A 13756-nucleotide genomic window follows, 5' to 3' on the forward strand; every position below is an offset into this window, starting at 1 on the left:
AAACGCGAAATACCTAATTATTGATTTCATTATATAGATGTTTTTAAAGTCTTAATTTAATTTACCTGAGCATCATTTGCAGCCGTAGCATACAATCCTACTAATGCTCCTGTAAAACCACCGGCCACATTTGTTGAAAGAATATCACCCGAAACATTTCCTCCTAAATTTTGAAAATCAATACCATTTAAAGCATAACTAAATTCGTAACTATCCCCTTTAGCTTTTACCTGCAAACGGATATTTTTCTTAATTTCGATTTTAGCACTTGCTATAGTTTTTGAATTTCCTTTTTCGGTTCTTTCCAGCAAAATATAGGTATCTTTTCCTTTTTTTGTTATACCGAAAACATAATTAAAACGCTCATTCTGAAGGCAAACAATTCCTGCCAGATCTTTTTCAGATGCGGGTTTGTAATCTATTGTTGTTGCAAAAGAAAAAGTGTTGTGCTGCTGTCTGTAAAAAAGTGTGGATGTTGGTTTTACTTCTTTAATATTTACTGCAAAAGGTTTAATCTCGAGTCCTTTTTTGGTTACTAAAATAAATTTTTCACGAGGTCCTCTCAAACCTATCCATCTGTAATCTAATTTTTGAGAAGTAAAATTTTCAGTAAACGTAAAATTGCCATTCGGGAAAAATCCATCTTTTCCTGTTTTGTTTTCAGTAACACCTTTTGGCATTTTTATTTTTGGCTCCAACGGTACTAACCCATTTTCAAAAACAGGAAAAACGCCAGACCAATCTACTGGGAGCATAAAAGTTTCACGTCCTGTATTTACACGGTTTTTATCATTGGGACGGATACCAAGAAACACTCCATAATATTTATTATCTGGTCCCTGAACTAAATCGGCATGACCCGCCCAGTCTACTTTTTGAGGTCTGTCTTGCGGAAAGTATCTTTGTGTCAGAATTGGATTGTTTGATGCGGGTTTAAAAGGCCCTTTTGGACTATCACTAATAAAAACAACTTCACTATGATTATCACCTGTACCGCCTTCAGCACACATTAAATAATAATGTCCGTCTTTTTTATACAAATGCGGCGCTTCGATCCAGATTGGTTTTTTAGAAAGATCTATACCTCCGTCTACAATAATTTTATCTGTGCCCGGAATTACTTTATCATTTGCAACATCGTATTCCCACACTTTAATGACACGATGACCTTCATACAATTCCTTTCCTTTATCCGGAGCATCGTTATGCACGATATAGCCTTTTCCGTTATCGTCAAAGAATATACAAGGATCGATTCCGTTAAAATCCAGTTTTATCGGACTTCCCCAGCCTTTCATTGGATCTTTAGTTTTTACTATAATGTTCCCCATATTACCTGTAAAGGCTGTTACAATCATATAAAAAGTGTCATTGTGAGGATTATACGTGATACCAGGTGCATATACGCCCTGACTGATAGCTGTATCATGCGGATTAAATTCGGAGACATTATTTAATACACCTCCCAAATCTGTCCAATTCACTAAATCCTTTGAATGGAAAATTGGCACTCCCGGAAACATAGCAAATGAAGAGCAAACCATATAATAATCATCTCCTTTTCTGGTAATCGCAGGATCCGGATAACATCCTTGTAAAATAGGCGAATAAAACTCATCTGATTTCAATGGATTGTTTTTATAAATAATATCGTCGCCTGTATAGACAACATTAGAAAACACAGGATCTTTGATAAGATTATCTTCCAGGTTTATTGCTTTAAAAGAAAAAAGAAATAATAATGCTAATAATAAAAATATTTGTGGTTGCTTCATTTTAACTGTCCTTGTATTATAACATCTCCTGGAAATGTTTAGGTTATATAAAAAATAATTAAGTCCAAATAGTTAATAAGTGTATTTATCACAAATATAAAAAAAACATTTCAATGAACAACCGGTTGCTTAAATATATTTTTTATAATTATGTAAAAAAAAGCATTATAAAAAACAGTCTGTTTAATAAAATTGATAAAAAATAGATATATTATCAATTTTTACCAGCCTTAATTCTAACGAAAATACAGTTTTACCTTTTTTTCATTAAAAAAAGACAAAAGATTAAATGTTGGAGATACCACTTCCCCATCGAAATCAAAAACTCAGGCAATTAAATTATTTCAAAATTGCCGAAATGGGTCTGTATGTCAAGCAAAGGGAGTACAAAAATGAATTTGAAAGAAAAAAACGCCTCAAAAAGCTGTAAAAAAAGCCCGGGCAAGAAGGAAAGCTTTTAACAGAAAATATCTTAGCTTTCCTTCATAAAATTGGTCAATGTTTCAGTGCAAGACTTTTAGAAGAGAAATGATAAAGAGCAAAATGTAGTAACTGGAAAAAGAAAACCAAACGCTTCACTATATTGATACCAAAAATGCTGCGTTAATATTTAAAATTAAATCCAATAAAAACTATATTCCCTTCATCAGAGTTAAAATAAGCCGCCTGAAGACTAAGCGTACTCAATCCGCCAAACCATACTCCACCACCCTGCGAAGTATGCCATTTTTTGGAAGGATCATCTTCAATCCAGACACGTCCAACATCAAATCCGCCGTAAAGACCAAAATCAATTGGAATAAGGCCTGTCTTAAAACTGGCCACTTTTAGTTTAAGGTTCGAGCTGTCGTATAAACTGTTTTTGCCACTGAAACGTTCATTGCGATAACCACGTAAACCATTATTACCTCCTAAAAAGGAAGAATGATAGAAATAATAATTATCCCCAAAAATAACCCTTCCTTCTGCAACGGTCTGAAATACCAGATTCCCTGAATTGGTAAGTTTGTCCTCGAGTCCAACTTTTCCAACAAAATAACCAAAATTATTAGCACTGTTATCGGTATTAATTTTCCAACCACCTTTAGCCGAAGCATATAATCCTTTTGTAGAAAAATCTTCTGCGTCTCTGTTGAGATAAGCTATGGATGCTTCTGTTCCAACATAATTCTGATGTTCAAATACAGCAGGATCTACATTAGCCGGAGTAAAAAACCGATCATTCATTTCTTCAATTTCATAACTCTCAAATAAAGCCTTAATTTTAAATTTATGGTATTCGAGTCCTGCATTCAAATTCGTTTGTCTGGTTCGCGCTCGGTTATAATCCTTGCCAAGTGTTTTATCTTCATTAACCGTTTCGTTTCCGTAGCCAAAGAAATTATTCGAAAACTTGGTTCCCGAGAAATAGGCTTCGACTAAAAGATTGATATGCGGAAAAACATTAAAAAAACTTCCGTTATAACCCGCCTCAGCCGATTGATAAGTAAAGTAGTAATTGGCAAAAATCTCATGTATCTGTTTATGCGGATTTCCATTAAAGGCATTGTAGGTGTAGGTATCTTTAGCACCCAACACAAAACCATCGTCTGTGGCATAACCGAGTACAGGCACTAAAATATTATTGCTTGGAATAAAATACCTGAAATGCAAATTATTAGTTTCATAAAGTGATGAAAACTGTTTCTTTGAAGGCTGTTTGGCATCAATTATATTCTTCTCATAACCATAGTCATAAATGCGGGTTTTATTATTATTTTCTATAGTGTAATGATCCGTTCCATAGCCGCCGATAATACGCAGCAGTATTTCCTTATCTCCTTCACCCTTCACTATAAAATCATCATCTCCATTAAGTCCGTAGATCCAGATCTCACAGGTATTATCCGAATTTATTACGGCTGAATAATAAGGCTCTGTAGTGTTCTTTTCAGAAAATATTTCTATGGTTGTATTTCCCTTTGGTTGTCTGGTAATCTGGAAAATATCTTTTTTATCTGTGCCGTGAATAACCACTTTTTCATTGATATAATCAGCATATTCTGAAGCCAGAATGTTCAAATTCTTAAGCCTTTTTTTTAATTTTGTTTTAATATCTTCCAGAGCCTGATCCTGCATTTCTTGTGGAAGATTTAAAAACGCCTTGTCAATTACCGCATCAGTTAAGCCTTTTTGGATGGATAATGCTTCTTCATTCCAGATTGATGCATCATACTGGGAAACAAAAATCTTATCAAGGTTATAGGCTTCAGAATTAAACCATTTTACATTATCAAGATCATCATCATAACTTTGCCAAAACCGGGTTTCCGGAACTCTGTTTTTGACAACGGCTAAAGCGGCACCATCAAATTTTGAGAAAGCGGCGTCACGATCCCTTGGTATTGGCGAATATACTCCTGATTTATTTCCTGTTTCCCTAAGTGCCCAGCGCCATTGATCTTCATGACGATCCCAGTCTCCGATAAGCATATCAAAAATTCTTGATCGGATGTATTGACGTTTATCGATACTGTACTTATCATTTTCGCGCAGTTTTTTAAGAACATCCTCTGTGTTTGCAAAATCAACTATTGCACCTGCCTGATCCATTGAAGTATGCTGATAACCTTTAAAATCTTTCTGCTCTTTCGATGGCCTTTCTTCGATATAATACAATCCGTTACCGTATTTATCATTTAAATCTCCAAATCCGGATTGTTTAGGAAAATAATATAGTTTTGTGTTGGAATGATTGATTGAGGCAGCCTCTGCCAAATCATTTACTGCCAACTGCGCATACGGATGCGCTGTAGTAAAAAAATCGGAAACTAATTCTTCTGTGGCTGTATCATCATAAGAATCAGGGTTAAAAACAATGCCTTTTAATTTAAATCTCAAAAATTTGAGTGCATCTTTACGCAGCGATCGCATTACATATTGCTTTCCATTTTTACCCTGTAATCTCAAAGATTGAGACTGATGGCCCCCTCCTTCTTTTAATATAGTGAGTCCGCCATATAATGTATCCAGCGATGCGGCTTTTACAGTTACTTCCCTGGAATAATAGTCGCGATAGTGTTCTCCCCAGAATAATTTGTAAAACCAGGATTTTGATGTTTCTTCTTTGGTTAAGATTTGGGCTTTAGTGGTAGTTGAAATATCAGCAAATACAGCATTTTTAGGCTTTTCCTGAATACCTGGAAGTGCTTTATTTACAGCATGACGATATAATAATTTGTTGTTTTCAAAAGAATAAAATTCCACTTCTGAGGAACCATCTTCGAAGTAATTAAGCTTGGCATATCCCTTTTCACTGGAGCTATAAATACCTTCATAGTTTAATTTTCCGCCTGGAGCTGTTATTAGTTCTTTTGATAGTTTCGTTGCTTCACTTTTGGCAAGGGAGCCACTAATGATTTGATGTATTCCATTTCCTTCCAAATATTGCAGACTATTTTCATGACCGGAAACAATCACAATATGATCTGATAATTTTGCCAGTGTAGCCACAAAACTCGTTAGTTCCCTATACCTGCTGTAGGCAATATCCTCCGGACTCGTGCCTCCTAATTTTCGAACTGTCTTATCTGCCAATCCAATAATGGGCAAAGGGTGCTGATAATCATTGACACTATACTTGCCACCATGTTTACCATTGCTAAAAATAGGATGATGCATCGCTATGATTACATTTTTAAATGCAGCATCTCGAATCATACCTTCCAACTGTTCCAGAAAACGTCTTCTGGTTTTAATATCCGGTGAATTCTCATTTATATATTCAACATCATCCCAATTGGAAATGTACCACTGCGAATCTATAAATATAATGTCGAGGTTTTCATTAATAGAAACTTTGCTTAAAGGAGCTCCATTTTTAGGTAAATATTCAGCCGTATTGCCAGGTATAAGTTTTAGCAAATTCTGGCTGGCTTCTGTCTTTCTGCTATTTTTATATTTCCACTCGTAATCACCGGGAAGAAAATAAGTATTGCCACCATACCCCTTAATCATCTCTGTCTGTTCAGTTAAAAAAGACTTGTCCGAAAGCATATCTTTTTCATTTTCAGACACATTATCTCCCAACAATAAAAAGGTAGATTTTTTATTCGGTTCTTTTTTTAAGATTTCATTAAACTGACTCAAAGTTTTATTACCCGTTTCCTTTTCTCCATATCCGCCACTCAGATAAATAGAATGAATAATCTTTTTTTCTGATGCACCAGCTGTTTTTTCACTTGATTGCTCTTTGAATGTGGCACATCCAGCTGCTTGCAATAAAACTAAGATTATTACAATAGTTGCTTTTTTCATACTACTAAGTTTTAAATGAAATAAAAAACACTGATTTTTTCTTTTTTACTGTTCTGTCAGAATCTGTGACATACATAAAAAAATCAATTAGTGAAATATGCAATGAGCGCGCCATTCATTAAAGACGCTAAAAATCAACAGATTAAAAAGGTATCCGTGTTGCATTTATCTTTATTTCGTTAATCGAACGATACAAAATAGTGATATTTAAAAAATAGTGAGATCATCTCTCGCAGTAGTAACAATATTGAAAGAATCAAATGGAAAGATCTTTCTTTTATTTATATAGGCATATTCAAGTGAATCGCCTTAGTCTTTTTTACGGTGTAGTCTTTTCTTTAACTTCTTCTTCCAAAAAGCAAAATTCTTTTAAAGGCATAAATTGCAGGAAGTTTCGGAAAATTCTCTGCTATTCTATTTTTAAAAGCGCTGATAAAAGACTCTTTTTGATCGTCTTGAAGAAGTTCTAAATAAGGAATCAGAGCTGAACCTGAAATAAAATTATATAGCGTGTCATGATCGTTTGCAATTATGGGATAAACTTTCTCCATAATCTGAATTTCTTCCAATCCACCATCAAACATAATTTGTGCATATTGATCCATACTTAATACTGGAGAATCTCTTCTCCATCCCTTAAAATACGTTTTAAAAGCATCTTCTTCAGCTAATTGATATAGAATTTTATTGAGCAAATTTTCTTTCTGAATGGGCATTTGTACCGCAAATTGTCCTTTCGAATTAAGCAAATGAATCAATTTTGGAAACAATATTTCATGATTATCGGACCACTGAAGCGCTGCATTACTAAAAACAAAATCCCACTTTTTATCGGAGTCCAATATATCTTCAACAGCTATTTGCTTAAAATGAAGATTATCAGTCTCCAAAGATTTTGATTTTAGCAACATTTCAGCTGATGAATCAATTCCAAGAAAATCGGTTTTGTTAAACTTTGCGGCTAATATAGCCGTCTGTTCGCCCGTTCCACATCCTAAATCGATCGCATTTGAAGATTCTGGCAATTCGATAAAATCAATCAGATCATAAAATGGTTTATTGCGCAGCTCTTTAAACTTATTGTATATTTCTGGATTCCAAGGCATAGGTTTTCAATTTTATGGTACTAAACACTACTGTTTTGTCTAAATTACAAAAATAAAATGTAGGTGCAGCAGTTAATTGAAAATTGATTTTTGCCAAAAAAATACTAAGCAAGAGTTGCCGTTCTTTTTTTAATTTTATTCTTAACACTTTCATTACTATATTTGAGGCGTTATAACGCCCCTCAATGATCTTTTACCTGCTCTTTCAAATTCTAGTTTCCTGGCTGGTAGCCTGCTGTATCATAAGGATATTCAATAAGGCCCTATCAACACCAGCTATAAAATTCTATCAGGAACCTGCTCTGCTTACAAGTATTCTTTCTGCTAATGCTATAGATTTATCACTAAAAACCAAATTAAGAATAGGAAAAGTGCTACATCATACTTTTGGACTCTGTTTTGCAGCAATTTATTATTTAATATGGTATTGTGAATTCGATGAGATTTCATGGACGACTAGTATTATCATAGGTTTCATTAGTGCATTGATACGAATAATCAGCTGGACTTTTCTGCTTGAAATTATACCTGCTGTTCACACTGCCAATTTCAAGGGATATTATCTTCAGCTTGTATTTATACACAATATTTTTATCATTGCTGCTTTTTCTGTAGACTGGTTGCTATAATACTGTTTAAAAAACATTCATTTACCGCAGGTACGAGACTATAAAAATCCCATTTCTAACTACGTTCTTTTATGATCCAAAGCAGTTTACATCGATTTCTGTGTGATCGTCATAATCGAAATTTTAACTTAACGGTTGTTTTCAAACAGGGCTGCTCTTTTAAAACTAAAATGGCTTTTGAAATTTTAGCTAAATTTATTTTAGAGACTGCTAAAAACTGGAAAAACTTTTAAACAGGGATAATCCTAGCTTTAGGATCATATAACATTGCAGTACACAAACAGTTTTTCTTTTCTTTACTCATCAAAACAGGACAATTGATACAAGATTTACAATTTTCCCAAAAAACTTCATCCGTTGTTAACTCGGAATAAGTAACGGGTTCAAAACCGAGTTCATGATTCATTTTCATTACAGCCAAACCTGTGGTAAGACTAAAGATACGGGCATCAGGAAATTTTTGACGACTCAGCTCAAAAATTTTTCTTTTAATCTTTTTTGCAAGACCCGTACTTCTAAACCGGGGTGCCACAATCAATCCGGAATTAGAAACATATTGGTCGTTATCCCAGGAAGAAATAAAAGAGAAACCTGCCCAACTACCGTCTAATGCAAAGGCAATAACAGCCTCGCCTTTTTTTATTTTTTCTTCAAGCAATTCAGGAGAACGACCGGAGATGCCTGTTCCTCGTGCTAAAGCAGAGGATAAGGTCACATCACAAATTTCGTTAACCCAAAAAATATGGTTTTCATTTGTGATTTGAATTATAAAATCTGGTAATTCTTCAGGTTCCTGAAGCTTCAATAATTTTGGCTTGTTCGGAAACGTGTCAGTCAAAACCTGGTTTGTAAAAGGTATGGTTTGTTCTTCGATTTTCATATTTGATATAGCATATTCCGAATTTAATACTAAGTTTAAGTGCCTGGTGGATTGGAAATATAAAATACGATTTTCAAATTATGTACCAACATTGCCAACAGTGCAAGTTTACAGGCTCTATAGACTGTTGCTGCTTGTTTTTAATTAAAAAAAACAATATTCTTAATTACTATTCCCTCTCAAAATGATATGCTTTTTATCATTTTGATATACCATTAATCTTATTCAAATCAAAAAAACGACCCCAAAATCAATTGATTTTGGAGTCGTTTTTAGTATTTCTGAGCGTATTCCTTTCAGAATACATCTTATTTTACATCAAACCATAGTTTTGTAGTAAGTAAATCTTTTCCCTGAATAGCTATCGCTGCCTGGTAACTATTTCCATTCAATGACTGCTCTGTTCCCGGATAAAAGAAACGCGAAGGTAGTTTTCCGTCTAAAACTGTAGCCGGACCCGCTGTCAACACTGGATAGTCAAGTCTTCTCCACTCCGCAAAAGCATCAAGACCCTGTCCGTAGAATGCAATCCATTTTTGTGTACCTATCGATTTAGCATAGTTAGTTGCATCGTATTTCACACTGGCCTGATTAAGGTAATTAGTGATCACTGTTGCATTAGTAATTCCAAATTGATTAAACGATGCCGCAATTGCATTTTTATAAAGCTGTTCTGCATCTCCGGAAATATAACCACGAGCAACGGCTTCAGAAAGGTTAAACAGCACTTCAGAATAAGAAACAATCACAGCTGGTGACGACGAAGTCAGGAAGTAGGTTCCCGGTTTAGAAGTTTTAGCAAAACCCTGACTATTAGCATCGCTGTTTGATAGTCCGTTTGCACCACCAACGTATTTACCTACACTTGCATCTGATGGCAACTGTGCATAAACCGGCAAACGTGGATCTGATAACTCATTTAACTTATCAACCATGGTCTTCGAAATACGATAATCATCACGGGTTTCAAACCAAGCCGAAGCTGGATTTTGCTGAGGTGAACTGGTATAAGTAAACTTAAAAGTATCATTATTACTGCTAAATACTCCAGCAGCATCGCTTGTCGCTTCAATCGCAGCTTGTTTAGCTAAAGCAGGTTCTTTATCAGAAATTCGCAATGCAATACGCAAGCGAAGCGAATTCACCAATTTTTTCCATTTTAAAATATCCCCCTGATAGGATAGGTCACCCGTTACGGCACCATTTGCTGTATTTAGCAAAGACTGCGCTTGCTTCAAATCTTCCAATAATCCTGTATATACTTCCTTTTGCGTATTATAAGCCGGAGTTACTTTTAGACCTGCTTCTTTATAAGGGATGCTTCCGTAAGCATCTGTCAACAATAAAAATGTCCAGGAACGAAGGGTTAATGCAATCCCTTTATAATTTGAATTTGCCTGTTCTTGTGGAAAATTAATAATTGTATTCAAGTCCGTAATCAGGGTTGCGTATCCTGTATTCCACAAAGTAGTGAAAGAAGTATTGGATACATCGTATCTGTCCGGCTCCGTATATTGGATTTTAGCCCAGTGCTGCACAAATAATAAAGACGAATCAAAGTTATTTGTTGAACCCCAATATAAATCAGCGCCTTGTTTTAAAGTTCCTGTTAACAGGTAAGGTGCCAATGGTGTTTCAGTTGCATTTGGATTTTTGTTAATATCATCCAATGTATCACTGCATGAAGTCAGTGTAAATGCAAATAGTGTTGTATATAATATTTTTTTTAACATGATGCTGTATTTTTAAAATCTTAGATTGACATTAAGGCTGAAATTTCTGGTAGTTGGTAAAGATAAACTCTCCAATCCTTGTGCATTTCCTGTATTGAAAGCTGTTTCAGGATCAATATTTGGTGCATCTTTATAGATAAAGAACAGGTTACGACCTACGGCAGTAATACTGGCTCCATCTAATCCAAGTCTTTTCGCAAATGACTTATTGAAGTTGTAACCCAATTTTATTTCTCTTAATTTTACAAAAGTTGAGCTGTAAATATAAGCTTCACTAATATTGTATGAGGCTTTGTAATATTCTTGTGCACTAAGAACCGTAGCGTTTGGAGTTCCATCAGCGTATACTCCGTTAAAGATCATACCATCATCATATACCGCTGCTCCACCCGGTGCTGCTGTACCAGCTGGCAACAAAGTTTTCGTAGTACCTGTTACATAATAATTTAATCCACCATTAGCTGCGTCACGTCCCGGAAGGGTTTGTGCCAATACTCCAGTATAATTACCTGTTCTGTTCGTTCCTGAAAAAAGTTCTCCTCCTACACTTGCATCAACAAGAATTGATAATTCAAGATTTTTATAGGTTAATGTGTTCGTTACTCCTGCTAAATAATCTGGCGTATAATGTCCTAATACTTTCTTTTGCGGATCTGCTTTTGGTAATCCATTTGCTCCTACTACAATGTTTCCACTTGCATCACGCTGATAAGCTGTTCCATAAAGCGCACCGTATGCTTGTCCTACAGAAGCCAGTACATCAACACCTCCAGACGTACCAATGGTGTAATTTTGAATCTGTTTATCATAATCCAAAATTTCTACTTTGCTTATATTTTTTGAATAATTTACCGCTACATTCCATTTGAAATTTTCATTTTGAACAGGATTTCCATCCAATTGAATTTCGATACCATGGTTGTTTATTTTTCCGGCATTTATTAACTGCGAATTATAACCACTTGAAGCAGTAGTTTTTATCTCCAAAATCTGATCAAAACTATTGGTATTATAATAGGCAAAATCAAAATGCAGCCTGTTTTTCCAGAAAGAAGATTCTAAACCAATTTCAGTAGAGCGTGTGGTTTCCGGTTTTAAGTTCTCATTGAGTTTCTTCTGAGAAGAAGTTTGAATCGGATTTCCGTCGAAAGCAGTTTGAAAATTATAAACCGTCGACAATTGATACGGATCTGCATCATTACCTACTTCAGACCAACCACCACGTAACTTTAAGAAATCAAGCGTACTACTTTGCAATTTCAAGGCATCAGACAAAACTAAACTACCGCTAACAGAAGGATAAAAATAAGAACGATTGCTGCTTGGCAATGTTGATGACCAGTCATTACGCGCAGTTGCATTCAAAAAGGCATAATTTTTATAACCCAGTTGTGCTGAAGCATAAGCACTGTAGACTCTCAATCTTGATAACGAGTTTGATGAAGTTAACGGATCTCGTGAGTTTGTCAATGTATACAAATCTGGCACTGCCAAACGTGGTGCTTTTTGATAATTGTTTGCATCGCTGTGGTTACGAATGTTGAAACCTGTAAGAGCATCCAGACTAAAATCATCATTCAGTTTTTTGGTATAAGTAAAAATACCTTCCGTGTTTTGTTCGTTTACCGTGTAGGCATCTTCAGCATAAGATCCAAAAGGAGTTCCATTTGTACCATACTTAATCTCATACTTCCTGCGATCGTTATAGTAATCAACTCCAGTACGAAACTTAAAATTAAGACCGTCAAAAATCTTGGCATCCAAATGAATATCACCAATTAAACGGTTGCGTTGCTGGCTTGTAGTATTGTAATAGGCATTCCAGTATGGATTGCTATAATAACTGTTGTTCCAGTTTCTGGTCCAATCCTTATTAAGTTCATTGACATCTACCTGACGTCCGAACCAAAGAAACTGCAACATTACACCGGCAGCACGACTACCCAATGGACCACCAGGTAAAGCTGGCGCATTGGTTACAATATAGTTAGCATTTACACCCACTTTTACATTTTTGGATATTTGATAATTAGTATTAACGGTAAAGTTTGTTTTATTGACTTCACTGTTGGGCACTGTCCCTAATTGCTTCTGATTATTTACTCCCAAACGAAAATCTGATTTATCATCTGACTTCGCTACAGAAACACTATTATCATGAGTAAGACCAGTATTAAAAAAGTCTCTCACATTATCAGGATGCGCCACAAAAGGCACGGCCTGACCGTTTGAATTAAATTGAGGAATAAGGCGTCCGTCTAATTTAGGTCCCCAACTTTCATCAACTCCATCATTAACACCCCCTCCTTTACCATCTACATAGCTGAATTTCCCGTTTGATCCTTGTCCAAATGAATTCTGAAAAACCGGTAAAGTGGTAACTTGAGAGATCGTTATACCAGAATTAACCGTTATACCAAGACCTTTTTGACTTTTTCCTGATTTTGTCGTGATAAGCACAACACCGTGCGCAGCGCGTGATCCGTAAAGAGCTGCTGCATTAGGTCCTTTCAGTACCGTTAATGTTTCGATATCCTGCGGATTTAAGTCGGCGATTGCATTTTTGAAATCGCGGGTAGCACCAACAGAACTCACTAATTGCGAGTTATCTACCGGCACTCCATCCACCACAAATAAGGGCTGATTATTTCCGGCAATAGAGGTTTCACCACGAATAATAATACGGGAAGATCCCATATCACCTTGTGAATTGGTAATACGTACTCCTGCTAATTTACCAGTAAGACTATTTAGAAAGTTCGTTTCTTTCGTATCAGATAACTCCTTACCTTTAAGTCCCTGAGTGGTATAGCCTAAAGATTTCTTTTCTTTTGTGATACCAAGTGCGGTAACCACAACTTCTGACAGCGCATTTTGCTCCTGCGTAAGTTCAATAACAACGGCATTTTTATCTGCTACTACTTCTGTTTTTTTATAGCCTAAAAAACTTACTATTAATGTATAAGGCAATTTTTGCCCGGTTTGGAAAAAAAATTTCCCATCAAAATCCGTTAAAACCCCGTGGGTAGTACCCTTAATATTTATTGATGCCCCAATAACTGGCTCTTTTGTAATTGCATCTACAACTGTTCCTTCGAGTTTGGATTGAATTAACGGTTTGGTTTCTTGCGCTTTTATCCCGATGGAAATCAAGAAAATACACAACCAGACAGATCTATTTAATTTTTTTTTCATTACTTTGTTTTGGTTTAATAAATAAGGTCAACCAAGAATGGATTTACTCCACTCTCAATTCCTTATAGAGATGAACAATTTCTTTAAGCTTCGCCATTTCTGCTGCAACAGAAATGGTTTTTTTTTATCTGCACATTCGTTT

Annotated in this window: 7 protein-coding genes; 1 reads left to right on the forward strand and 6 read right to left on the reverse strand. The window is 35.4% G+C overall.

Annotated features, from left to right (window positions below; all coding sequences use genetic code 11):
• Positions 1–56 precede the first annotated feature (56 nt).
• The 3 genes from B0A65_RS01555 to B0A65_RS01565 form a co-directional block, all read right to left on the reverse strand.
• The gene (locus tag B0A65_RS01555; protein ID WP_074658079.1) at positions 57–1775 is read right to left on the reverse strand and encodes a glycoside hydrolase family 43 protein; all 1719 of its coding nucleotides are present in this window, start codon (positions 1773–1775) and stop codon (positions 57–59) included.
• A 603-nt stretch (positions 1776–2378) separates the two neighbouring features.
• On the reverse strand, positions 2379–6071 hold the full coding sequence (locus B0A65_RS01560) for a metallophosphoesterase family protein (protein ID WP_074658077.1): 3693 nt from the start codon (positions 6069–6071) through the stop codon (positions 2379–2381).
• A 338-nt stretch (positions 6072–6409) separates the two neighbouring features.
• The gene (locus B0A65_RS01565; protein ID WP_074658075.1) at positions 6410–7177 is read right to left on the reverse strand and encodes a methyltransferase domain-containing protein; all 768 of its coding nucleotides are present in this window, start codon (positions 7175–7177) and stop codon (positions 6410–6412) included.
• Positions 7178–7362: 185 nt separating this feature from the next.
• Between B0A65_RS01565 and B0A65_RS01570 the strand changes: the two genes are divergently transcribed.
• A complete protein-coding gene (locus tag B0A65_RS01570; RefSeq protein WP_074658073.1) occupies positions 7363–7806 on the forward strand; it encodes a hypothetical protein in 444 nt (147 codons plus the stop codon).
• Between the two features lie 229 nt (positions 7807–8035).
• Here the strand turns inward: B0A65_RS01570 and B0A65_RS01575 are convergent, their stop codons facing one another.
• The 3 genes from B0A65_RS01575 to B0A65_RS01585 form a co-directional block, all read right to left on the reverse strand.
• Complete coding sequence (locus B0A65_RS01575) at positions 8036–8686, reverse strand: GNAT family N-acetyltransferase (RefSeq protein WP_242670210.1); 651 nt, start codon at positions 8684–8686, stop codon at positions 8036–8038.
• A 308-nt stretch (positions 8687–8994) separates the two neighbouring features.
• Positions 8995–10419, reverse strand: a complete 1425-nt coding sequence (locus tag B0A65_RS01580; RefSeq protein ID WP_074658071.1) for a SusD/RagB family nutrient-binding outer membrane lipoprotein — start codon at positions 10417–10419, stop codon at positions 8995–8997.
• A gap of 12 nt (positions 10420–10431) precedes the next feature.
• On the reverse strand, positions 10432–13614 hold the full coding sequence (locus B0A65_RS01585; protein ID WP_074658069.1) for a SusC/RagA family TonB-linked outer membrane protein: 3183 nt from the start codon (positions 13612–13614) through the stop codon (positions 10432–10434).
• Between the last annotated feature and the right edge of the window lie 142 nt (positions 13615–13756).

It is taken from the genome of Flavobacterium frigidimaris (assembly GCF_002217275.1).
GTDB lineage: Bacteria > Bacteroidota > Bacteroidia > Flavobacteriales > Flavobacteriaceae > Flavobacterium > Flavobacterium aquidurense.

Excerpts from the sequence above, each read along its gene's own strand:
- B0A65_RS01570 (WP_074658073.1), top strand. The coding sequence starts at position 7,363 with ATGATCTTTTACCTGCTCTTTCAAATTCTAGTTTCCTGGCTGGTAGCC.
- B0A65_RS01580 (WP_074658071.1), bottom strand. The coding sequence starts at position 10,419 with ATGTTAAAAAAAATATTATATACAACACTATTTGCATTTACACTGACT.
- B0A65_RS01555 (WP_074658079.1), bottom strand. The coding sequence starts at position 1,775 with ATGAAGCAACCACAAATATTTTTATTATTAGCATTATTATTTCTTTTT.
- B0A65_RS01560 (WP_074658077.1), bottom strand. The coding sequence starts at position 6,071 with ATGAAAAAAGCAACTATTGTAATAATCTTAGTTTTATTGCAAGCAGCT.
- B0A65_RS01575 (WP_242670210.1), bottom strand. The coding sequence starts at position 8,686 with ATGAAAATCGAAGAACAAACCATACCTTTTACAAACCAGGTTTTGACT.
- B0A65_RS01565 (WP_074658075.1), bottom strand. The coding sequence starts at position 7,177 with ATGCCTTGGAATCCAGAAATATACAATAAGTTTAAAGAGCTGCGCAAT.
- B0A65_RS01585 (WP_074658069.1), bottom strand. The coding sequence starts at position 13,614 with ATGAAAAAAAAATTAAATAGATCTGTCTGGTTGTGTATTTTCTTGATT.